15 protein-coding genes are annotated in these 24,083 nt (G+C 41.6%); 3 read left to right on the forward strand and 12 right to left on the reverse strand.

Annotated features, from left to right (window positions below; genetic code table 11):
• Positions 1–5: 5 nt before the first annotated feature.
• Positions 6–1,799: a hypothetical protein gene (locus tag ACHA8N_RS05235; protein WP_393964964.1), complete on the reverse strand. Its 1,794-nt coding sequence runs from the start codon at positions 1,797–1,799 to the stop codon at positions 6–8.
• Positions 1,800–2,949: 1,150 nt separating this feature from the next.
• Complete coding sequence (locus ACHA8N_RS05240) at positions 2,950–5,148, reverse strand: hypothetical protein (RefSeq protein WP_393964965.1); 2,199 nt, start codon at positions 5,146–5,148, stop codon at positions 2,950–2,952.
• A gap of 584 nt (positions 5,149–5,732) precedes the next feature.
• On the opposite strand from ACHA8N_RS05240, the gene ACHA8N_RS05245 reads away from it, so the two are divergent.
• The gene (locus tag ACHA8N_RS05245) at positions 5,733–6,005 is read left to right on the forward strand and encodes a hypothetical protein (RefSeq protein WP_393964966.1); all 273 of its coding nucleotides are present in this window, start codon (positions 5,733–5,735) and stop codon (positions 6,003–6,005) included.
• 795 nt (positions 6,006–6,800) lie between these two features.
• Here the strand turns inward: ACHA8N_RS05245 and ACHA8N_RS05250 are convergent.
• The 4 genes from ACHA8N_RS05250 to ACHA8N_RS05265 form a co-directional block, all read right to left on the reverse strand.
• Complete coding sequence (locus tag ACHA8N_RS05250) at positions 6,801–6,974, reverse strand: type I phosphomannose isomerase catalytic subunit (protein ID WP_393964967.1); 174 nt, start codon at positions 6,972–6,974, stop codon at positions 6,801–6,803.
• A 1,326-nt stretch (positions 6,975–8,300) separates the two neighbouring features.
• A complete protein-coding gene (locus ACHA8N_RS05255; RefSeq protein WP_393964968.1) occupies positions 8,301–8,819 on the reverse strand; it encodes a hypothetical protein in 519 nt (172 codons plus the stop codon).
• A gap of 59 nt (positions 8,820–8,878) precedes the next feature.
• Complete coding sequence (locus ACHA8N_RS05260) at positions 8,879–10,162, reverse strand: McrC family protein (protein ID WP_393964969.1); 1,284 nt, start codon at positions 10,160–10,162, stop codon at positions 8,879–8,881.
• Complete coding sequence (locus tag ACHA8N_RS05265; RefSeq protein WP_393964970.1) at positions 10,137–11,849, reverse strand: AAA family ATPase; 1,713 nt, start codon at positions 11,847–11,849, stop codon at positions 10,137–10,139. Before ACHA8N_RS05265 ends, ACHA8N_RS05260 begins: the two co-directional genes overlap by 26 nt.
• A 584-nt stretch (positions 11,850–12,433) precedes the next feature.
• Here ACHA8N_RS05265 and ACHA8N_RS05270 point away from each other — a divergent pair.
• Both ACHA8N_RS05270 and ACHA8N_RS05275 read left to right on the forward strand, forming a co-directional pair.
• Positions 12,434–13,144, forward strand: a complete 711-nt coding sequence (locus ACHA8N_RS05270; protein WP_393964971.1) for a hypothetical protein — start codon at positions 12,434–12,436, stop codon at positions 13,142–13,144.
• 60 nt (positions 13,145–13,204) lie between these two features.
• Positions 13,205–13,978, forward strand: a complete 774-nt coding sequence (locus ACHA8N_RS05275) for a hypothetical protein (protein ID WP_393964972.1) — start codon at positions 13,205–13,207, stop codon at positions 13,976–13,978.
• A 222-nt stretch (positions 13,979–14,200) separates the two neighbouring features.
• Here ACHA8N_RS05275 and ACHA8N_RS05280 read toward each other — a convergent pair whose 3' ends face one another.
• The 6 genes from ACHA8N_RS05280 to ACHA8N_RS05305 form a co-directional block, all read right to left on the reverse strand.
• The gene (locus ACHA8N_RS05280) at positions 14,201–15,580 is read right to left on the reverse strand and encodes a hypothetical protein (RefSeq protein ID WP_393964973.1); all 1,380 of its coding nucleotides are present in this window, start codon (positions 15,578–15,580) and stop codon (positions 14,201–14,203) included.
• A 274-nt stretch (positions 15,581–15,854) separates the two neighbouring features.
• Positions 15,855–18,476, reverse strand: a complete 2,622-nt coding sequence (locus tag ACHA8N_RS05285; protein ID WP_393964974.1) for a hypothetical protein — start codon at positions 18,474–18,476, stop codon at positions 15,855–15,857.
• Position 18,477: 1 nt separating this feature from the next.
• Positions 18,478–21,543: a UvrD-helicase domain-containing protein gene (locus ACHA8N_RS05290; RefSeq protein ID WP_393964975.1), complete on the reverse strand. Its 3,066-nt coding sequence runs from the start codon at positions 21,541–21,543 to the stop codon at positions 18,478–18,480.
• Between the two features lie 528 nt (positions 21,544–22,071).
• Positions 22,072–22,380, reverse strand: coding sequence for a hypothetical protein (locus ACHA8N_RS05295; protein ID WP_393964976.1), 309 nt, complete (start codon positions 22,378–22,380; stop codon positions 22,072–22,074).
• A gap of 84 nt (positions 22,381–22,464) precedes the next feature.
• On the reverse strand, positions 22,465–22,806 hold the full coding sequence (locus ACHA8N_RS05300; RefSeq protein ID WP_393964977.1) for a hypothetical protein: 342 nt from the start codon (positions 22,804–22,806) through the stop codon (positions 22,465–22,467).
• Between the two features lie 36 nt (positions 22,807–22,842).
• Entirely contained in the window at positions 22,843–23,493 is a 651-nt protein-coding gene (locus ACHA8N_RS05305) for a hypothetical protein (RefSeq protein WP_393964978.1), read from the reverse strand.
• Positions 23,494–24,083 lie beyond the last annotated feature (590 nt).

Here is a 24,083-nt window from a genome sequence, read left to right on the forward strand (position 1 = left end):
TATAATCACCGATCTCCGAATAATTTTTTTGCAATCCGCTTCGCACTACCCGTCACTTCAGCAACTCCACCGCTTGTCAGTTCAAAGTAACCAATCTTCTCGAAAGATTCTTGAAGATTTTCTAAATCTTCTAAGCTCAGGTTCTCGTTGATTTCTAGTTTCTGTGTCTGTGTTTTAACGTAATCCTCTGATATTTTTTCAGCTGAATCATTTGACGAATGTACTTTTGAAAACCCATCGTTCACTTGAACACTGTCAACTAAAATAGCTCTCTGATTAGTTTTTCGTAATACTTCAATAGCTATTTCTTGCTCAGGTTTGGTTTTGTAACAATCAAGGATAAATTCCCGAATCTCTGAATGTGTCACTTTAGATGTGAGTTCTTCTAAGCGATCTATACTTAAAGTCAGAGGAAGACGGGTGAGCATCTGCTCTTTTTGAGATTCCTTTTGTTTCTCGGCACTGAATCGAGCACTTTCACTCAGCATCGTTAACATATCAGATAATTGATTGATTTTTTCTGAGTTTTCGTTCCCTTTTTGAATAGCGGCTACTAGCCTACAAGAAATTTCGTTAATGTCTTCTATCAAGTAATCAATTGTTTGTTGAGCATTCCGAATGATTTTTTGAAGCATATATTCGCGTTGTTTATTATTCTCTACATGATCAATATTAGTGAACTTCTTCCATCCGTGATAAGTGCCCATCCCAAGTAAAGCAAATAACCCAATCCCTGGTACCATAGCTGCGAACCCTAAAGCGCCTACACCCAAGGCAGCTAGTCCACTGACCGCATTCAATCCAACGACCGATCCTGATAGATAGACTGCAGTAAGCGGCATCCCGATAGAGTTCGATTGTAAAGCAATATCTTTCATTGATTTTATGATATCAGCGTCATTTTTACGGAACTTTAGAATATCCTCATCATTTTTGATTGCTGCACAAAGCAGTTCTACTTCTTCTATTTGAATCGAGAAGTCATGTCTTAATCGCGAAAGAAATTCATTTGACTCCCAACTGGACAAATCATTTTTTAGCTTATATAGGTATAATAGATCTTTAAATAGTGACTTTTGCACAATAGAAAAGTCGATTGTATTTGCCTTTTCTTTAAGAATAGTAAGCAGAGAGGTAGTTTCCTCTCGATTTTCTTCTGAAGACCCTATGAATTCCCTCAGCTTTAGTCGATACTCTGAATTAAGGTGAATACGTGTGACAAGTGACATTAATTCCCTGTATTCGATAGCATCTACTCTGTTCTTATCAGACATAATGAAATTGACGAGTACTTTTACGTAAGTGAGTTTATAAGGTTCTGGCATATCAGATAGAGGCATGATTTGTGACGTGTCCACAAAATCTTGTGTGCTTTTTATTGAAATGATTCCCTCGATTAATTTGACGAACTTCTCAACCTCATATTTAGATAGTTGTTCTGTTAACACATATTGTTCATCTTTTGTCGTCAGGATCACATTAAGATTTTCTTTTCCTTTATTCCGCTTTTTTGTTTCTTGTGGATTGATTCGAATTTCCAACAAATCTTTATATAGAATCATGATTGGTTTTTCTGAAGAAGATTTTAAATAAAAACGATCTCCTAAAAACAAAAGTCCCTCTTTGGCATTCTTTAATAAAGTTGAGTCGTGTAATACAATCACTTGTTCTGAAGAAATACCGTTCGCATAGGATTTGATAGCAGATTTCAGTTTCCCCTCTGAAATATTTGGAGACACTTGCACTTCGCTACTAATTAGTTTTGGTGTGTTCTCTTTTAAGAATTGTACGATGTTCATTAAAATTTCCTCCTAAAAAATGTACAGCATCTATTTTTCCATAATTTATAATCTACTCATTATTTATCTATTTATTATACATCTATCCATATTATTAGCTGTTTCTTTTTTAATACCGGTCATTATTTTTTTACGGGTTGCATTTATTTTTTAATTTAAACTTAATCTTAACAAGTAGCATAATCACTGGCGTAGTGTTCTAAAATGAATCAGAAGCGTTTGAGACGGACTCATCGAAAGTCTCTGATACAGACAGGCATGTACGTATAGTATTTAAATGAAATCAGTTTTGTATGATACCTGGTTTATGATGATTGGATGTCGCCATAATAAATGCCAGGACCAAACAACAATCAATGATTTCCATTCCATCCTTGAGATTGACCAATCAGACTGCCTGTTGGTCGTCTAAAAAGAAAAAGTAAACTTTTCCACATACCCCGTGGCACATATTAAGCCCTCATTAATGAGAAGAATCTGTATAGAAATGGCCGATGACTCCACGGAAATACGGAATCATCGGCCATTCGGTTGATTTTGGAGCTATCATAGGCGTGCTTTTTCGAGATTACATGAAGAATTAAGTCAATTTTCATCTTCCAGATCAGCTCGATAGGGCTTGTATTTCATATGTATACCTATAAAACAAGAGATGTAAGAGTTACAGAAATATGAGATGACGGCAATCTTATTACACACGTCACCAGACGTAGAAGAAGACCTACAGTCTTCATTAAAAAGATGCACTCTTCAATGAGTTAGACGAACGTAACAATGATGACGTAGGGCTTTGACAACTATCTCAAAATTGTCTTCAATGCATTCGGAATGGAACCTGATGTAAATGATGACTAAGAATCCCGCTCTAAGCATCTTAGCTGGATAAGACACATAGTTCATGCATGATGCATGATCTTATCCATAATCATTCCTTCCTTCACTTGTCATGATTCAAATATACTGTCTAGGAATCTCTCCTTATCCTTGTAGAGCATCTCCGTATCGGGGGAGAAGTATCCACCCTTTCCTCGAATGTTGGTAGTGACGGCAGTCCGGTCGAAGTTCAATCGGAATGTTTTGGAGATTTCCTCACGCATCATGTCGATATCGATTCCGCCCCTCTCTGGTAGTAGGTCGAGAAAGAATCTCCCTATCGTTCGCTTGTCACGGCCGATATAGAAGATATCCCCTCGCACCGTCCGGATGGAACCGACTCTTGCCTGCATATGGAGTAGTCCCTCGAAGAAGAGGTCCTCCATCCCGAGTTCAATGATCGGGAGGCAAGGTCGTTCTGAATCGATGCGAAGGTGAAGTAGTCCTCTCCTGAACGTTTGACGGCTTCGATCATCTCTCTGACGAGTGCTTTGACCATCCCCTTGTTCACCCCGGCCTTTCTTAATCGTGCAATCGAGATATAGGTGCCCACGTCGAATCGGAAAAGATCGTGTGCCTCCTCCATACGCTTGACGACACGTCGGAATGGCACCGAACTGAAGACGGGAGAGTCTGGTACTACGAAGAGTTCGTCCCTCGCCAGGATGGACTGGAAGTATGTCTCTGCATTAGCATGTATCGCCCGTAGGACGAGTCCCCCGCGATTGACGAAACCGACCTTTTCGAGTGCACCACCGTTCAGATATCGAGAGCTGAACTCCTCGACGTGAGAGAACTTCTCCTCTAACTCCTCGTAGGTATAGACTTCTTCGGTGAGACGTTTCGAGAACCATGTCGCCTCTCTCTTCGTTAGCAGAGACATGCTCTTTCCTAGCGTCCCGATTGCGACCTCAGAATTCCCTACGACCGATATGCTCGTCGTCTCGACATACCGTCGGACGATATATTGCAACTCATCCGGTTCCCTGCAATCCAGTTCTTCCATCAAAGCAGGAGAGAGTTCAAAGAGATGCTGTATTCCGTAGAATCCGGAATCGAGCCTTAACAGGCCCCGTAATCGCTGTAACCTTCTCTGCGTCAATCTCGACCGGTCATAGAACCGGTGCCGTTTACCAGCGGACTGGATGATGCACTCCGAACGAAAAGCGATGGAGGAGAGTTTCCTGGAATCGGATTCGAATTTCTTCGCCACTACCGCCTTGTACTCTTCTTCGAGGTACTCGTCATAAAGCTGCTTCCATCCCTCCATCAGTCTCGCTCCCTGATCAGCATAAAACCAGAGGACATGCTCGAGCAGGTTCTCTCTCGTCACTCGCACGACGTCACCTTCATGCGTGACGATGAGTGACAGGGACCTCTTGAACCGCCACCGCTGTCGTTCGCTCAATTTGCCGTATAAACCCCTGACATCATCCGTGCCCGCCACTACTTTCTCGGAGAGAAAGCGATGAACCATGGCTGGTTCTTCGAACACTTCCACGAATACACGCTCAGGGATATCGAAACGTTCGAATCGCTGTAGATATCGCCTCGCCTCCTTCACGTGTGTGAGCGGAATCAGATTCAGGGCCTGTCTCAAGCGTCTCTGGACCTCCTTGGCATCCAGCCCGTATCTTATGGCGATTTCTTGCATGGTGAGTCCTTCATCTAGTCTGGCCTGGAGAAGGTCATGGGATTGAATCTCTGACGAGAGTATGGAGCTTAGCGACCGTACTCTCTTCTTGTACCGGCTGTCACTCGTAAGGGTGAGAAGGTCGGCCCGAATCATCCCTTCGAGGAGGTTCGACGTCTCGAATGATTCGCTACCAGTCTCTCTCATCACGTCCTCGAGCGAGAACGTATCTTCAAGAAGGTCATAGGTCATCTCGCGGAAGGCCTGTTCGAGCTCTTTTGTCACGGTTTTCTGCATTGCCTCTGTATCGCCCAGCGCCTCTTCCCGATTTGGTTCTGGTTCTATGTTAGTAGTTGCTAACACAGCGGACGAAGCTGAATCGTCCTTACTTTCAAATTTACGATAGGCATCCATGATTCGCTGATAAGTAGCAGGCCTCCTGCTTCCGAGGAGCGCATTCTGGAATATCTCGAGGGTCATATCCTCGAGATCCCCATAAGTAAGATTGGCATCTCTCATGAGTCTGACATCGGCAATCAGTAATCCAGTGTCGGGGAGTAGCAGGTGATGCAGTGTCTTCGTCCTACACATAGCTAGGATTTTCTCATCATCCATTACTGACTGAAGGATCATCAATGCCCGTCGAACCGCGGAAGGTACTCCCGGCAACTCCTTGCCTTGTTTCGTGAGTAGCTCCTCTATGAATATCCTGTTCCTTAGCAGTGAGATGGCATTGGAGGGCTCTACCCCGATATCATACTCCTCCAAAACGTCGAGGATTCCTAGTATGCTTTTTCCGAAGTCCATCTCCTTCGTTATAATCATTTTTTCATCTTCGTTCATGAGCCAATCTCCTTCAACCATTCTATGTGAGGGTCGTAGAACAGAAACATTTTAAATTCCTAATACAGACCTCTAATATGGACATGTTTATTATCTTTCTATATTTTACTATTATTCCCACCTGTTTTATAGTGCTTATGCAACTCCATTTTGAAATTCATAAAGTCTTCTTTGAAGATTACATTAATCATCAGTAAGCATTCGATTATGACGAATTCAGTGATACGATGGCTACAGTCCAGATTTGAATAGTACTACTTAAGCATCTTATGATGAACTGGGTCGAAATGATGATAGTTTTTATGAAAATCTTACTAACTCCAATCATCCGAAGAAAAAATTTCCCTTTCTTTTAAAAATACGACATGATTTCGTTTAAAATAAGAATGGGATAGATAATTCTAGAAATAACGGCCTGTTCAATTTACTTAGATTGATTACTTCACCTCAATCCTTTTTCATGGCCTCCATCGAACACGCAATAAATCCATGATGTTCATCGATGAACATCATGGATACGTCTTGAGCATGCCACGAGGACATCGAGACCTCAATAAATTACGAAGAACGGAGATTTTATACTAATGAGTAAACAGTTGATGCAGTACTCCATTCAGAAGAACGGAAAAGAAATTAACGAAGGAATGATCATGGCAGAAGGTTCATCTGTATACGAAATGACCGAAGATGTCGTCGGGCATCTTGGAGAAATGTACGATTTAACAGAAATCGAGTTTGTAGACGTTTCGAACACCTGGACTTTCTCAGGTATTCTTGTGCAAAGTCTGATAACGTTGGAGTTTGCTCCAATCGATACACCCGCAGATAAATTTGGCGTAGATGAAGAAGTAAATTAATTTTCAGTAGAATACCTCTAGACTCCGATTTAAAACTAAATCGATATGATATGACTTCGTCTTGAATATTTCAGACGTGACAGATGTCTAACGCAGAGACAGTAATGATTTTTTTAGGAATCATTACTGTTCTTTTTTCTTTTCATTCTCTTCTATAATAAAGTGAATCCTGATCTTCCCCAGAAAAAACGTATACATTTCGACGTCGAAATGTATACGTTCTAATCATTTTTGAATATTTCCCCTTACAGGTACTGAGTTCCTATTTAGTTCCTTAATCATAAGAGGACGGACGAATCAAGAGGAACATCACTCATAATCCATTCTAGATTCCTATCAATCTGAAAAGATGTTCCTATACAACAAAGTCTCCTGCACGAACCTCGAGCCGTCCGATGTATCCTTCTCCGGACAAAATCGTGATGGCCCGGAAACGATTTATTACCCTGAGTTCGAACCCTCTCGAGGCCTGGACATGATATACATTAAATTCTGGCAATTCCACCAACCTTTTGATGTACCCACCGCTTATTACCTGACGCATCCTCTCGTTCGAAGTCATACAATCGATAGGTCGTATCGGAAGATTGTTGTGTCTCCGGGATCACGATTCCTTTTCCAATAGCATGTACCTTCCCACTAGGAACGAAGAAGAACTCTCCTTTCATCAAGAGTAGAAGCTACCAATCGTCTTCGTCGCAATGGATGCACATCTCTTTCTTCGAACGGGCGGTATTAAACGATGTCAGTTCTGCTCCCTCTTCAGCTTCAACTACATACCAGCACTCCGTCTTATCATATGGCACAACTTCTAGCTGTCTTGTCTGGATGGACCTGGACAGAAAAATCATCGGCTGCATCTAGTATTTTGATGAGTAGTGAGAACATACTGCCAGTGTAGACTCCGAAGAGGTGACGCTCATCTGCCACTAGTCCGCTAACGTTCCCCTTTTGTACATGAACTCTCATCTTTCGATCGAGCAAATGTATTCCAACGTTCGCCTATCTCATTCAATGACAAATAATAGCTAGGTCGCGTAGCAAGCATCTCCCCATAGCCGTTCTTGGGATACGGGTTTCGTTTTCATTATCATATATCTCATCCTTTCATATCGTTCGCTTTTAGTATGAGTTGTGGCCCGAAGTTACGAAGCTTTCTCCACCTATCACCCTGCCGCCCTTCTTCCAGATACTCGAAAATGAAGACATGCTTTAAGTATCTTGAGCTTTGAACTTAAGTATTCGTGAGTTATTTTCTTGAATGGGATTGCAGAAATCGTTCCTATACACCATAATATGAACATACGTTCTTATTAAAAGGAGGTTCATCATGCAGCATCTTCAAAAAGAAATCATTTCCCTCACGTCCCCGAATATCATCAATCCAGTAGTCCGTCTGTCATTGGACGAGAGCATTGCACTTCGAGACGATTCTTCCGTCTCTATCATGGATCAGATGGAAATCATCATGTTCATCGCTTTACGTGAGAGAATTCCATTATCTTTTCGGACGTCGGATGATTCAAGGAACTCGACAGAACTTGTATATATAGAGGGAATCGATTTTCAACGTCACCAATTGACCCTTCGCCACATGAGCACTTCCTCATCATCGCATCACAACTACATGCGAGATGAAGGTTCGCACCTACGACATGCTCATCTATTGCTTACCATGAGGTAATCCGTGAGGAAGAGCGATTCGACGTCGAAATGTATACATACTTGCATCAAGAAAGGATCCACATGAAGTGAACAAAATTACATTCATCATCCATTTCATTTTATTCATCGCCCTTAATTCCATCAGTTTAGCGAATGAGATTGGTATCATAGAAATCTTCATTCTCACGTCCCTATCTTTTATCGAATCAATAATCCTTCATCTTTTATTGGGCTTTCTTTGCTTCACACTCGATGCTTCCAGCGACGAATCCGTCGTATTAAAAGAGAAGATGAGCATACGAGCCGAAAGTGAATGAGAAAAACGGTCCATCGATATGAGTCGAATGGGCCGCTTCTCGTCCGCCTTATGTTATGTCAAAAAATCCGTTCTTCGTCATTTCCCCTTACGTCTTTGTATATGTAGAAAGTCCAGCCGTCCTGTAGAGTATTCATGAAACGTACTCTCATTCGAAAAACTTAGTGATTAGCGTACCTTCCATAGGAACTCCCCTCGTACCGATACAAAAGCTTCTTCATGGATAGCTACATATGTATTCTCGGAAGAGTCGATTAGCACGACTCTCAGACGAATTCCTGAATTCAGGATTCCTGATTCATCCATCCGCATCCTTACGACATCCGAAGAACCAAAGCTGAAGTGCAAGTCCCATACTTCTCCGACATCGGACGAAGTTCCATCCTAAAGTCGGCACCAATCACATCTTCTTCAAATCCGTATAGCATCATTTTCGACAAAACCTTTTCGGAGTCAAGAACTTCAAGATATCCATCAGTAATCATGACCGGAAAAGAAGTGAGATTCCTGATTCTACACTTCAGGGATGAAAAATCCTGTCGATCGTTCAAAGCACGTAAATATCCGTCCACAATCGACAATTCAAATTTTTCCTTTCTCGTTGCGAAACGGATGAAGTCTTGTCTCATCGCATGCCCCTGCTGAAATCCTCTACGGACATAACAGAGTCCTTCATGAAGGTTGTTGAACTTCTTTCTCATCATGTAAGGTTGTTCCTTCGGATTTTTCAATTCCAGAACAGCAATCGTCTTCTTATCGACATTGACATAGTGAAGTTCGATCGAGACATAAGGCTCTATGTTCTCGAATATTAACTGCTGGAACGTAGACAAGTCTTTCTTCTCCTCAATTTCATTTCGTTGATTCCCTCATCTCACCTCAGCGCTCACCTCTATGAATCCAAGCCTTCGAGGAAGCAGACCAAGTCCTCTTCTCCATTCACGCAATCGAACATATAGATATGCACGGTGACATCACCGTCAGTATATTTGACATCCCTTATACCATCAGGGAGGCTCTCCACGAGCGGATAAATCATCACGACCTGTTCGCAAGAGTATTTCTTAGCGTACGCGAACATCTGATACATGTCGCTCGAGGAAATCCCAAAATTAGCATTTTTATAATCAAGGACCTTCCATTTCGTATCGATGATTCGCGTTCTCTTTCTCCCATCCCTCTTGTCTTGATACTTCACTACTATGTCAGGGATGAGTCTGAACGAACCACTTTCGAATAGATATTCGATGGGTCCTTTCAGGGATATCTCCCACTTGTCCCCGAGGTGATGCTCGATTATTTTTCCGACGTAACTCTCGAACAGTTGATTCATCGAGAACAGTAGGGACTGCGTATTCAAATTACCAGTGGTGTTGGATATGTTGGAGTCGTTCAATAGCAGCCTCGCCCATCCTAACGGAATCTGATAATGTCCATTCTTCCGGCTATCGAAGATGCTGGCGAAGTCTTTCACCACCGTGTAGCTCTCGGTCGCTCCCTCGAAGTATTCCAATAACCTTCTCGCCTCTTTGCGATTCTTCGCATCCGTCGCAACGCCGACGATTTTCAGTAAAGCCTTCTTCAAAATTCGATTCTCGGCGCAATCGATTCCGTACTCGTCGTATGTGACGAAGAACCTTTCTTTATGCGCGTGATTGATCGTGAATTGACGCGCGAAGTTCATTTTCCCCTTGTAGAAACGCACGTTCTCCTCAAGCTGACGATAATCTGATTTCAGGCCTCTTCTGACCAGTAGGGACACCTCCTTCAGAAAGAGCTTGATGTAGATTTCGAACATAGACATTTTTGAGCTTCCGAGATTCGTCGCGTCGAACGACTTACTCGGGAACTCACGCATCGTCTTTAACATCTTGAGCATGGCAGCTCTTGCGTCGACCTTCGTTGCATGGATTTTCGGAAGGATTTGGAGCTGTCGGCCACTAGGCATCTGCAGGACGCCGACGTAGTTCCTTGCCCGGATGACCTTGCCGATACCCTTGCGTGATGACAGAGACAGGAAATCTAGTCCATCCCTTCCTTCTGAAGATAGTTCGAGCATGAGCTCCTCGAGTTCCTCGAACGTATCCTTGTCGACTTTCCGTCCCGGCCCTTTGTATACGATGGCTTCATACTCCATCACCTCGATGACATCAGACTTTCGCATGATGACCTGCATAAATCGCTTCATATACTTCTCGATGGTCGAGCGCCTCGGAGTTGATGCGATACTTTTTCTCGAGGTCCATATTATATATGGACGAACCGAACAGCTTAGACGAATCGGGACGTTCCATCAAAATTTGTGGTCCGTTCTTCCGTTGGTCGTCACCGAGCACGGCCCTGATTTTCTCATGATCATCGAAGAAGTACTCCTGCAGAAGCGGAATGATTGACTTGAGGAAGATTTCCTTAAGCGCATCTACATCATTGTCTGACGACAGTCCAGTGAAATAGGCATGACCTATCATATGGTCCCGATCATATAACGCCTCAATCCGGCGGTTCATGACGTCGAGCAGGCACTCTAAGTCGACTCCTCCGACGGAGACGCCCTGGAGTATCGAAGGATCAGGCGACATTTCGATGAATCGGAACCTTCTGCGTAACGCGGTGTCCATCAACGCGATGGAACGATCTGCTGTGTTCATCGTCCCGATGATGTAGATGTTATTCGGTACGCCAAACTCCTTCTTCGAGTAGGAGAGCTTGACGAGCGTCTCCTCGACCTCACCTAAGCGTTTCGAGGGCTCAATCAACGTGATGAGCTCCCCAAGAATCTTCGAGATGTTCCCACGGTTGATTTCATCGACGATGAACACGTATGGTCTCTCGCTCTGATTGTCCACTTCCCGGATTCCGTATTCCTCTTCGAGCATGCGCTCGACTTGGGATACGGATAGACGATCCAAGGGATAGACGGTCTTCTGCGTCAATTTTTTTCGCAAGTTCATTTCGTAGATGTCGAGCGATACGTTCTTAGCTAGCCAGTTCACCTTACGGCTACGCTTGTATCGCACTTCATCTTCTAACCACTCTGCATCCCCATCGATGATGCCGATGCCATCGATACGATGTTCGTCCTTCAACGAGAGGATGATATCGCCCACTTCCATCGTCTCGTAGAAATAATTCAGGATGCTACGCTCGGATGGGTTCCTGGAAGATGAACCCTTGAACGGATCCTCACCGAATCCATCCCAACCGATTCGCATCATCCCATCTTCGAAGCATGATTTCTTGAGAGGATGTTCGCCTGCTCCACCTAAGGAGACCTTCCAGATACGTGCATCGGCGTCAATCGAGACGTCATGTCCTCCGAAGCGATGGTCGGTAGCAGCAAGATCACAGAACTCCTTGAAGATGCCCGACTCGATGTTGAACCCGATCTCGTTCGAACCTGCCGTCACAATAGGCTTGATACCTTCGATGAACTCCTCGTAGCCATAGGATTGGTGGAAGGTCGTGAAGGCGATGCGATTCTCATCCCGATATGTCGCATATCTTCTTTTCACTTCTGCGTAGCTCTCCGTCTCGATTTCATCCATCGTCTTTCCTTCGATGATGGCGACGGCATATAGGACCGTATGATAGGTCTTCCCGGTACCCGGCGGACCCTGTAGAATCATGTTCTTCGGATGCACTGCTTTTCCCCCTTCAAGATTTCTAACTTCGGTTGGTACTCGTTCCTCGAGAAGAGACGGAGCGGCCTCGAGTATCGCCTGGTAACTCGGCATGATTTTTTCGATCGCACTACGCAATACATTCGACAGTTCTCGGTCAGACGTTTTTTCGGTAATGTTCACGACATGCGTATAGACAAGTTCGACCTTCTTATTTTCCCCATTCTTGATTCGTCCTCTCAACAGTTCAGGGTTTTCTATTCCCGATTCTGAAATATAACCGAACTCGTCCCCTTCTAGAAATGGAGCGTCCAAAAGATGAGCATGTCTTGCCAAGTCTTTTTTCGAAGGACGACGTCCCCTCTCCCTTGTCGCGTATCGACACTGGAGCACCACACGTGCGATTATGTTCTCCCCGTCTCTACGAAGATCGACTTGAATGCCGTGGGGTAATTCCTCGTATCCGTTCTTCTTCAAGACACCCCAGAGCCTTTTCCCATTTTCTTTCACTAGCTTATTCCCATCATTCAGTATCATGTCCTTGCCAATCACCAAACCTTCATAGAACCTTTTTTTGGTATCTTGTAAAGCGATAGCTTCTTCATCCGTGATTGCATTTTCTCCTATAAAATATTTGAGAAGAATTGTCTCACTTACATCAATCATCTATTCTTACTCCTCTCGAATCAGTAATCGTCACTTTGAAATACAAAATAGCTATACATAAAAATCAGATAAATACTTTTATATTTTCACAATTCATTTTTTTAATGTAATATTTTATATGTAATTATCTTCAACAAATTATTTTTAATAAGGAGGAATATATGAATATTTATCATTTACTGTCAAATGGATTATTGGATATCGAAATGACAGGAGAAGAATACTTTTTATGGTTGAATGATTCTAAAACAAATTTAAATTTTGGTTTTTTTCATCGGAAAAACTATTCTGGCTTAATGACAAAAATTAATCCTAATTTTATCGACCGAGCAAGAGATAAGCAAGGTTATTTTGACATTTTGGGAATTACAGGGATTTATAAAAACATCACACACGACACTCTAATCAATGAACTTTTGCGGACTACAACTGCAGAGGAATGTAAATCTGTATGGAGAGGAACTATGCCTACAAACATCACGAGTGCCGAAAAACACAACTCATTAGCAACGTTAGCAATATTAATGTTTGAACAAGAAGTTAATTTCGGTAATGAGAATTGGCAACGATACACAAAATTCGCACCAAAAATTTCAGACCCCCAATTTAGACGTCCACGAGATTTATTGATGGGATTCATAAACATTGCCTTCTCTGAAGGTAAGGATTATCTTAACAATTTTAAAAACGATAAAGGATTACTAATTCCACCTAAAGATCCTAAAATATTGAATAAATATTTTGATTCTCTTCAGAATGACAAATATGCAGAAGCTCTAATGACTGGAACTACTCTAGAGAGGTTCAGAAATGCTATTGCTTATAAAGAATTGAATCCATATAAATCGAAATATTATGAAACAATTCTTTAAATATAAAGAAATTAAAGATTGATCGAAATTAATCAAATTATTCTTTAGGAGTTATTTTAAATGACATGGCACATTCAAATAACTACTTATGGGCCAGCAGCAGAATATGTTAGAGGATTTTCAAATCATCTTAATGTCCACGAAGAAGAGTTATTATCTGGACATCGTGTTCTTTATCTAGGATCTCCACATCTGGACATATTAAGCGATCCCATACAAGCTATTTATCGAGCAAAAACCTTAATTGCAGTCTTCACTTCTATACAACGATTACTGAATGACCAAATCTGGAGTTACGATTTGAGCCAGATTTTTTATACAGACTATCAAAATAGTGATAATAATGGTAGATATTCTATGAGTCCTTTGCACAATGAGACGATGGCATTCGAAGAAACTTTGAATCCCTATGGAGCGACTATACCTATGTCTAAAAATTACTATAAGAATATCTATCATCAATATCTATCGCTTGCACAAAATGATAATTTAGTACACACAACATTTATATTATTAGACGATGCTTATAAATCACTTAGGTATTACTATATCAATTTATATAAAATTCTAGAGACAATTAAAAACGACTGGAGTCAAGATGCGATGCTCGAGTTTTCATCAGAGGCTGTGAATGCGTTCGATGCATTACATGCCGGAAACGTAAGAGGTTATATGAACCAGTTTAGCGCCTCTGGACTTCTTTCTAGGCACGGTTATACAAAAAACGCAAACGCTCATTCAAACGTTTCTACTCCTCCTCCAATCTTCGAGACTAAAACACATCTTTTAATGTTAACTAATAGATGGCTAAACTATAAAATTAGCCTCACTTAATTTTTTGAACTCTTTTTACATTAAAAATCATCACAAGCTCCCATTATTAAAGAGTAAAGAGACGAACGTATTTTCGTCCCCTTACTCTTTTAATATAAATAAAAAGATAAGCTCATAATAAACTCACTAAAATCGATGAAAGTATAAAGAAAACATACAATAATCTAATAGCTGCCCATCAACTGCAATTTTTGTGTTTTTATAATTCAAAAAACATATTCGTCAGTTTGAAAATATATAAATCATCTCAATTTGTTTTGCGAGACTCTCCTTAGACTCGAAATTTATTTTATTTGAATTTATGACTCCCAGAAGAACGGCCTCTAAAAAAATTAATGCTTTTGTATCTTTTTGTTCTTTTCCACGATGAACAAATTGCGATCTTTTTGAGTATAATTTTTTAAAGTCATCAAATATTTCTTTTTTTCCCATATTTATAAATTTTTTATCTTCCCTTAAAATATTTGCTACATATAAAGATAGCCTAAAGGAAAGTTCTGAGCTGTCTGAACTAAATAACTGCTCGATTCCTATGATTGAGTCTAAAAGTCCTTCTGTTTCATTAAAATCCATCATTGCCCTAGTTCGTCTATATAATGCTCCTTGAATTCTATTCATATGTTCCTCATGATAAGTTTTATACAAGGCATTATATTTTTCTATGGCTAGTTTTAGTTGTTCATTATTTAAACTATTTTTTTGTTGGAACTCTCTTTGAATAGAGAAGGGCAAAGAAGATAAATCTTTTCTCAAAATTATTTTCTGACTATCCATTATATTGACCTTATCCCATAAACTTCTAGGTAGACTTGAACCATTAAAAATATTACCTTCACATTTCAGATATACTTTATCAAAACCAATGTCAGTGAGTTCTGCAACCAATGAAATAAAATTTATTAACGAATTGATTTTCATATGATACTTTTGGAATACCGAAAAGACTTTACTATTAAAAAAAAATAAATCTGAATTTTCAAAGTTTATTTCTTCATCTATCACTATTGCCATATTAGATTTGTTAGCTTCATATAGATTTTCATGATCGAAATATTCGAAATAATTCCAATCTGTAATCCCTCCATATACCCTAGATTCTTGTTCAATCTCCGTCAATTGTTCAATATATATATTTTCAGAAACCTTTAATTCTAATCTTTTTGAGGATGATATGTTATTCCATCTCACTCCTAAAATCGGAATGATTATTTTTACATTCATACGACCAGTCATAAGACAACTTATATATTTTGCTAGTATCACGTCAATTTTATTTATCTCTAGCTCATACTTTAAAATACTATCAATTCCACCTTGCATATCTGAATACTCTTGTAATACTGAACAGAATAATGATTCTAAAAAAAAGTTTATTTCTCCAACTTCATTAAGATCGACTCGATAGCTCTCTAAATATTTTTTAAAAACATTAATTGCTTGAGTTGATTCAATCAACTCAACGTAAAAAGAAGGCTGAATAACATTTCCGTCGATATCATATCCAAGTGACTCAATAAACTTAAAAATAGAAGGATATTTGTCTATTACTTTATCAGTACGATTAAAAGAAAATGTATTGTGCTCATCAAAATCCAATTTCATCTTCTTAAAGTTCGTCTTTCTATTTTTCGATTCGTCCTTGATCTTCTCGACAAATTTAATTAGAGTCTCTCTTAAAATCATCAAATCTCCAGTCATGAAATTCAACCCTTCCTTAATCGTTATAATTTTTCAATTCAATTTTCGTAATCCTATCGTAGGAGTTATGCAGCATCTCTACCATCCGCATGGACATATCACCTTCACCTTCATCTAATTGATGCCTCTTCTTTTGATGTATTTTATCCTCTCTATACCTTCTAGGTCGTTAAAAATTTCACCGGGTGTTGATGTGTGCATCTCGACAAATCATTTGATAGGGACAATATTTGCAGTGATTTCCTGGACTCGATTCGATGTTCATGTTTCCGAGATTTTCTGTGTTCCCATTTCTTTTCCCGAATATAGCCAGTCCTTGTAGAGCGTCAGTATACTTGATTCCTTCCAGATCTAGATAGGCTGGTTTGTATTCATTGTTGCCCCAGTATGCATCATGATGAAGTCTGAGCATGTTTTTCTCGACTATCGTCAAATGAGGAAAAGCTTTCGATATCAAATTAAATCGTCCATCCCCCGCTTCTGATCTACCAGCGATATCGTGATGGAGAAGGTTCTCGAAAGTAAAGCTGCCGTGGAACTTCGACTCGAAGATCGGTCTGTCGTTCAAAAAGAAGCTGTAGAGTGCCCGCTTCTTGCATATCAAGACAGTATCACGTTGCAAGTAGTGGTAGAAACGTTTAGAATGTTCGAGTTCGTTGTCTATATATTCATCTCTCTGATCTCTAGAGTCTTCGACTTGTTCCTCGTGTTCCGGTGGTCGGCTTACTTTTAACCCCATCAATTCCAGATAGTATGAAGGGGACAATCCTCGCTCCTGTTCTAGTTCTTGAACGAAGGAGAATTTGATGTGTACTGCTTGACACATCAGGATATAGAAGAGATAACAAGCGATCTCAAACTCCATGTCCTTCTTCATCTTCAACTGTCGGAGATTGACATTTTCATTGAACAGCTTGTCGGTGCTGACCTTCTTCAACGGCCACAGATTGAGCGATTGTGTATATGGAAACGACTTCTGATCCATCAGACAAAAATGAATGTTTCGATTCATGTCGAACTGCAAGCCGTCGCTATTTAACAGCGGACTGACGAGAGGACTTCCGGAAGTCCTATGTCCATCGCGCATCTCTGCAGCATATTCATCCTCGTGTGAACTCCCCCCGAGGAAAAAGTTCAATCCCCTGATTAAATCTTCTCGTTGGACAATCTCCAAGGGACTATCTTCAAGGTCGCTCAAGGCCTCACGGACGGACTCGACGATTTGCTTGTCCGCCTCCTTCTTGATGTGTGGTAAGACCTCGGATTGGACATGCTCATCGAGTATTTTGACATATGATTTAATGTCCACTTTCTCCTCTTTGAATAGCTTTTGGTATAAGGTCTTTATCGCCTTTATCCCTTCGATGATGCCATCGATTTCCTCGTCCTGTACGGAGAGATGCCCTACGACCTCAAACGGGTGATTGTACATCAGATGATCAGCCAGATTTCTCCCCTTGTATGAATCTTTCTTGAATTTTGGTTTGCCGAATTCACGTTTCAAAGAGGTTCTAATTTCTTTGATTTGTCGAAGCGCTCTGAACCATCCTTCGAAAGTTTTCTCCCCCTCTAATATGGGCGATAGCATTTTGAGGCTCCTCAGGTATCTCTTGGCGGACTTACCCTTCACCAGTAGGAAACCAGAATTAAAGATTCTTTGCAGAAGGTCCGTGGTCATCGCATCATCGTTCCTGTACTTTCCTTCGACGACATCGTATCTCCCGACGTTAAGACGGTGGACATCGAGAAGAAACCGACCAAACGGATACTGGGACAGCTGCAAATCCTGTGGATTGTCTGGATCTTCCATGTAACCCTTCAGTTTGCCTGCTCTTGGTGATACCAATACGTGATCTTCCTTAATAGCATGTTTTCGGAACTGATAGAGGTTGGTATATCGATGGATGGACCCTTCTATCTCTCCTTCGAACGTACCGTTCAAGACGTCTAGGAACCTCTTCGCATGGACGTTGATCGGATAGCTGTGGTGCAGCGCCTTTATACATGTCACGTTCTCCATGTCTAAGAACTTCTCGACAGGCTCGAACCCACGAGCATATCCTTCTGCATGATTCACAACGTGTACGACCTCCATATCCTTACTCAGCCGATCGAATATCATTTTCTGTATCGGCATCAAGAAATAGAATCCATGAAGCACGAGCACACCTTTTCTTCTGAATAAAAGTTTGACGATGTCCTTGGATTCTTTCTTATCCGCATCAGACCATTGAGCAATCTCTTCCTTTTTCTGCTTATGAATGAGTTCTACTAACGCTTTCTCAAACACCTCGATTGCTCGTTCGGAGAAACCGAGATACCAATTATCAAATTTTTCGAACATCCTCATCCGTTCCATCCCACGGATGGCATGGTAGAATGTAACCTCCTCGTCCGCCCCTCCCATGAGCTCGTTCAAATTTTTCGAAGTGATTCCGCTCTCGCGTAGGAAGCGCATCGTCGATAGCACAGTCTCCTGATTCTTATCGATAGCTCCATGCATCGCATGATGCTTCACTTTCTGATTATCTGAATACTGACGGAGCACCTCCGAGAGTTTTGTGTATTGAAGAAGCTCTGTGGATGCAGAGAACCAACCATCCCCTATCACCTGCGATAACTCCGAGAAAGAATAAACCTCTCTCCCTATCCAGTTACAAAAGTCATCCTTGTTGTTCATGATGCCTTGCTTCAAGGAATTCGTAGCCGTGATGTGGATGGCATCCCGATATGCAGAAAACGTCGAATCCGGATGCATCAATTGTTCCGTCGTCTCATAGGTGATTATCTTATAAGGCATGTCATGACCTCCTTGCCATCTTCAATAAATCTTTCCATGTGTTCGGTTCGTCGCCCACTTGTCTTTTATCATCCATTTCATAAATGAATAGTCGTTCTTCCGCCCTCGTCATCGCGACGTAAAGAAGTCTTGTCTCTTCACGGAGTTGTTCTTCATTCTCACCTTTTCTCAAACTTTCGTACTGCGCGGTCTTAAAATCGATGACCTTTTTGTTCTTTACATGTTTCACCCGTTTCCAGGCAAACTCGATTTCTCCAGTAGATGATACATGTACGATCGTATCATTTACATCTTGATCATCTCTCTTTACAATCGCGTTGTTCGTATAAGGAATCAGGACAGTGTCGAATTGGAGCCCTTTCGCCCTGTGTACGGTAAGGACGCGGACAGGGTTGCCATCAAAACTGGCATCATCCAACTCTGCCTCGTCGGCCTCCCTGTTCGTCGCGACTTGCATCTCCAACCATTCATGTAGAGTCAGGATATCAATCGGTTCGTCAGCGAACGTCTCATGGATGGACATCATGATTTTATGGAGGTTCAGTTCATATTGAAGGATATCTACTTCTGATACCTCTTTCTCTCGAAGGTGCACTTTGTAGTTCGACTTCTCGATGAAGGAATCGATGACAGGGAGAAGCGGGCTGAACTTCAACCGTTCTTGCGACTCTTTCCAGGACTCATGTAAGGATAGGGTCGTGTTGGTCGCAGACAAACGATTCTCGTTGACGAACTCGAACACCTGGGGATGGGAATTGTCAGTTTTCGCATATGCCGTCTCCGACAGAGCATGTATGGCATCTTTACGATTTGCGTACACCCATGAATTGATAAGGATCAGTAGGTCACGAGCGGCCTTGGACTCGAACAGAGTGCCATCCATTCGCACCTCAAAATTCTTGATGCGTCCATCTCCTCTAATCATATCTCCGATTTTCTTAGCTTCTCCATTTCTCCTTACGAGTATCGCCAGTACTTTATTCCCCTTGCTTTCGTCTCCTCGGCTGATTTCATCTAATCTCATTTTGATTTCATCTATTTCGATATGTTCGTTCTTCAGGAACAGGCATTCTCCTGATTGATTTGTCTTCTTTCTCGAAACCATGCGACCTTCTCCTTCAGGGAGTAGTTTCAATCGACTTCTTCTCCAGGCCGAGAAATGGTCTTCCATTCGTACTACGAGCCGCTCGCTAGATCTGAAGTTCTCATCAAGCCGATAAGTAACGGGCTGATCGAGTCTGTGATGTTTCATCATTTTATCTAACACCTTGAATGCAGATGAATCTGCTCCCCTGAAACGATAAATCCCTTGCTTCACGTCACCTACTGCTATAAGTCGGATATTCGTTGCTGCGATGATGCTTACGATGGACTGAATTTGCGAGATGTCCGTGTCCTGGAACTCATCGACGAACAGATAACGATACCTATCTGATAGTTCCGCGATAGGCGCGCCGTTCTTTCGGATCAACTTCATGAATCTGGTAAGATCTGAAATCCCAATCGTGTCATTCTCGATTTTAAAACGAAATAGTTCTTCGTCTGACTTCCTCAGTATTTCGATAACTGATTTCGTGAAATCGGATTCCGACTCGCATATCTTCATTTTAGAGAAATCATCAGAGATGACACCCTTTTGTTCGAACTTGTCCCACACGCTCTCCAAGAATTCCCGGGCCTCGAAATACCACATTCCATCGAATGGATTTTGCACCGTCTTTTCGTGAAGGACTTCCTCGAACATTCGTTCAATCATTCGTCGTCGCTCCATCGTCATCTTGGAGACACGGAAACCCGATCCAAAACCAAGGTACTGGCCGAATCGAGTCAAAATGTTCTTTCCGAATGAGGGGATGGTCAATATATCCATCCGTCGTAGGTCATTGATGTGCTTCATGTATCTCGGATCACCCGTCAATTTGAATCTTTGGATGAGTCGTTTCGCGAGAGACTCTTCCATGTTATTGGCCGCCTCGTTCGTGAATGTGATCATAGCAATCTGATCGAGCCCGTCCACCAATCCCATGTCGAGAAGGTACATGATGCGTGCGATGAGTGTCGTCGTCTTCCCACTTCCCGCACTTGCATTGATTGCGATGTGTTGGGTAGGATCTGCATGTTCTACGACATATTGGTTATAGTTGAATCGACTCGACAGATGACCATACCTCTTCAGATATTCTTCCTTTCCACGTAGACTAAGGGGATTTCCATCTATAATCCGAAAGGGTGTGATTCCTGGTACATCGAATGGTATATGATGAACCTCGACTCCATCTTTACGAAGCGACTCGAACTCAGCGGAATCCATTTTCCCACCGAAGATCACGGAATGTGACGCGAGAAGCTTCCTTTGCTTGCCTCCCTCTTCTATCGTCGTAACTGCTTCTTGTCGTATCGGAAGCATGACGAAACGGTCGACGTCCGACTCCGGCTTCAACTTTTCTTCAACGGTATCCGTTTCTCGACTGAATAGGCCCAACACCTCCTCCACGTCTTCCTTTTCATAAAGGGACATCGGTGCTTCAGAGGCATCTAGGTGATTCTCTCGTAATTTCAACGGTATGGCGTAGAGCCGATAGGATAGCAGATGCTTGATGCGTTCAATCGATATTGATTTTGTCTTTACATAAGCTTCGTCTCCAGAGAATAGTTGTAGACCTATCGGAACACCATCCTTCACTACAAGCACGTCACTCTTCGCAAAGATGTCGTGCGAAAAACTCATCTCTACCTTATCGAACAACCCAGATTCCAAAAGTTGGAAATATAAATGGATGTCTGTCAACAATGCCTTGTAAGCGTATTTCGCTTGCATCTTCGCAGAATCCCTGTCTCCTCTAGGAAAGAAAGAATTCACGAAATCTTCACTAAACTCTTCAGCGGACGGGATTCGTTTCTCCTTAAGAATCATGAGGTATAACTCGCTCGTGAAGAGCGGAGCCCCCCGATTGACAGTCCGTCGTAATCTATAAGAATGAGTGGGTTTTTCATAGGAGCTTCTTAATGCGTAGTAAACATTCTTCGAGCTACCGATTACATCCAGTACTTCTTTCATATCAATCATATCGATACCTCCTATAAAAGTAGTTGTGCCCGCTAATGCCAACACCATCGTCCAATCTTCGTTTCACTCGAGGACGTTCACTGAGACTGCCTTCTATTAATGAATTGAACCGATTTCATCTCTATATACAATTTTATCCTATTATTTTCAATAAAACGATTTTAATTTGAATTTCATGGAATGAAATGAATGAAGTTAATTGATATCCTTCCGGATTATTTATCGTCCCGTTAATATACCTTATCCACTCATCACCTAAGAGACGAAAAAGCGACCCTGTCATAGACGGGATCGCTCCTCACATATCAATCATGCGCTTCTATCGTTTAGTTCACTCCGTGATGACTTTCCAAAATATCAACTCTGACACATCGCGATAAGACGTTCTTGTTGACAGCCATTTTCCAAGCCCCCATCCGAGAGTGCCAACTCTTCAGCTCCAGGAAGGTGCTCCAATCCATCTCGTATACTCCGGCCAACGTATAATCCTTGTTCAGCCTGACGAGTATCAAATAATCGAACAAGCGCTCATCCTCCAATTCGGACTCCGGGTGGTTCAGCCCATAAAAAAACCCCTGTCGACGTACTCGTGACCGTCTTCACTGTATACCTCGTCCCATCCTCACTGGTCGCATCAAAATGTTTCATACTGATGCGTGCCGGTATAAGATTCGGAAAGTACGGATTGTTACGATACGTCTCGATGGCAAAATATTCTCCTACCTCGCCTACTACGTTTCGTGTCCGGATTATACCTCTCTCCTTCATCTCTTCATACCAAATCCCATATAACTTAACCAATTCACTGTCATCCATCGCTTTAAGATATTTTGTCACATTGTCCATATTGCACCCCTGCCTCTCGAAAATCACCGTGTTCATCATGCTTGATCCTACTTGACTTGGTAAGCCAATCGTATCTCAATGGATACGAAAATAGGTCTTTCCTCTTGCATGCGGATAGCTGCCGAAACACCACTTCTCCGGTCTATCCATCATCACCTTATAAAGAATTTGACCATAAAACTTTGCCGCTACTTCGCTGTTCATCTTACACGAGCGCCAAATAGGCTCATATAGAGTCCCTCTCCAATCATGTCCTGGAATCCAGCTAGATGTATGGACGTCATTACCATCTACTACGCGATTCAATTCCTCAACGATGATTTGATACGACGTACTATCGAGATGAGCCATTCTTCGTCTAAACTCTCCTTCATAAGCCACTGCAGTTATCCGTTCGTTTTCTGCCGTATAGAGCATGTCGTTCCCTCCATCTTGTCTGGTTTGTCGAGACTTTTAATTTTTGGACAATCTTAAGATTTCTGTAGCAGCCTTAACACGTAAATCCTGGTCTTCCGAACGGAGTGCTTTGATCAATACGTCTTTAGCAAAAAGTACTGTATCTTGATCGAACAAGTTTTCCTGTAGACGTGCATACTCGGACTTATCTAGCACGGTGAATGGATCGAATGCAACATCATCGGACAAAATCACTTCGAGGTCCGTCTCTTCGAACTCTCCAGAGAACTTCGTGATTACTCCGCGATTCTTCACGAAGTCCAGCATCTTCTGGTTCAAGCTAGACTTCGCAATCGTCGCACGCCAACTGATTTTTCGTCGATGACACATTCCCTGCTCATTATCATATCTCTCATCGTAGTAGTAAGGACCAACAATTCCGACATGAACAATTGACACCTCGGGGACAAGTACGACATCTCCCTCTTGTATCACGTTCACGAATCTGTCAACCGCTCCCGTATAGGCACCGAGCTGCTGTCCGCTGTAACCGTACTCCTCTTCGAGTCTTGCACGTATCTCTTCTCGTCCCGCATTTTCAAGGTTATTAATTCGCGGCCATCCGATGCAGACGAATCCTTCATCGAGGAACAGTTTACCTCGATCGATGCCATGTGGTTTATTTTTTAGCTGGAATACTTGTCTCATGAATCATCTACTCTCCTTATCCGAACTCATTTTTGCTTCTTGAGCACAGTCTAGCAAGAAAATTTAAAAATGTAAACCCTAAAACCGTAAGAAACCGTAAGGCTTTTACAATCGATTAATGCGCCTTCCTTTTATTATTTCTTTTTTCATCCGCTTAGAATCTATTTTGTTTTTATCGTCTTCGAAAAAAATCCATGCAAAAAGGACTAGATTCTTACCCAGTCCTTTTACATATCTACACTCTTATGAATAACAGTCATTAAATTGATATTCTTTATGGTGAAGTATCCTTCAGCGTAAAAGTTTCTAAAGACAACTTTCTAAAAATTGATGAGGTCGATTGCGCTTTATTTGGCAAACTATATAAACAAATAACTGAAATCATATTAAATCAAGGTAAGTAATAACAAGAAGAACTGACGTGTATAAAAACTGAATATATCCATTATTATAAGATACTTCAATTTATACTTATCAAAAAACAAGCTCATTTAATACCTTTTATAAACTAAAAAACCAGAAGATACATATGAGAAATCCTTACATTTATATCACCTAATTTGTTTGAATATTTGAAGTTATGGTAAAAT

This window comes from Exiguobacterium sp. S22-S28 (assembly GCF_043359615.1).
GTDB lineage: Bacteria > Bacillota > Bacilli > Exiguobacteriales > Exiguobacteriaceae > Exiguobacterium_A.

Excerpts from the sequence above, each read along its gene's own strand:
- ACHA8N_RS05270 (WP_393964971.1), top strand. The coding sequence starts at position 12,434 with ATGAATATTTATCATTTACTGTCAAATGGATTATTGGATATCGAAATG.
- ACHA8N_RS05250 (WP_393964967.1), bottom strand. The coding sequence starts at position 6,974 with ATGAGAGTTCATGTACAAAAGGGGAACGTTAGCGGACTAGTGGCAGAT.
- ACHA8N_RS05305 (WP_393964978.1), bottom strand. The coding sequence starts at position 23,493 with ATGAGACAAGTATTCCAGCTAAAAAATAAACCACATGGCATCGATCGA.
- ACHA8N_RS05235 (WP_393964964.1), bottom strand. The coding sequence starts at position 1,799 with ATGAACATCGTACAATTCTTAAAAGAGAACACACCAAAACTAATTAGT.
- ACHA8N_RS05280 (WP_393964973.1), bottom strand. The coding sequence starts at position 15,580 with ATGAAATTGGATTTTGATGAGCACAATACATTTTCTTTTAATCGTACT.
- ACHA8N_RS05245 (WP_393964966.1), top strand. The coding sequence starts at position 5,733 with ATGAGTAAACAGTTGATGCAGTACTCCATTCAGAAGAACGGAAAAGAA.
- ACHA8N_RS05290 (WP_393964975.1), bottom strand. The coding sequence starts at position 21,543 with ATGATTGATATGAAAGAAGTACTGGATGTAATCGGTAGCTCGAAGAAT.
- ACHA8N_RS05275 (WP_393964972.1), top strand. The coding sequence starts at position 13,205 with ATGACATGGCACATTCAAATAACTACTTATGGGCCAGCAGCAGAATAT.
- ACHA8N_RS05240 (WP_393964965.1), bottom strand. The coding sequence starts at position 5,148 with ATGAACGAAGATGAAAAAATGATTATAACGAAGGAGATGGACTTCGGA.
- ACHA8N_RS05300 (WP_393964977.1), bottom strand. The coding sequence starts at position 22,806 with ATGCTCTATACGGCAGAAAACGAACGGATAACTGCAGTGGCTTATGAA.
- ACHA8N_RS05260 (WP_393964969.1), bottom strand. The coding sequence starts at position 10,162 with ATGCAGGTCATCATGCGAAAGTCTGATGTCATCGAGGTGATGGAGTAT.
- ACHA8N_RS05285 (WP_393964974.1), bottom strand. The coding sequence starts at position 18,476 with ATGCCTTATAAGATAATCACCTATGAGACGACGGAACAATTGATGCAT.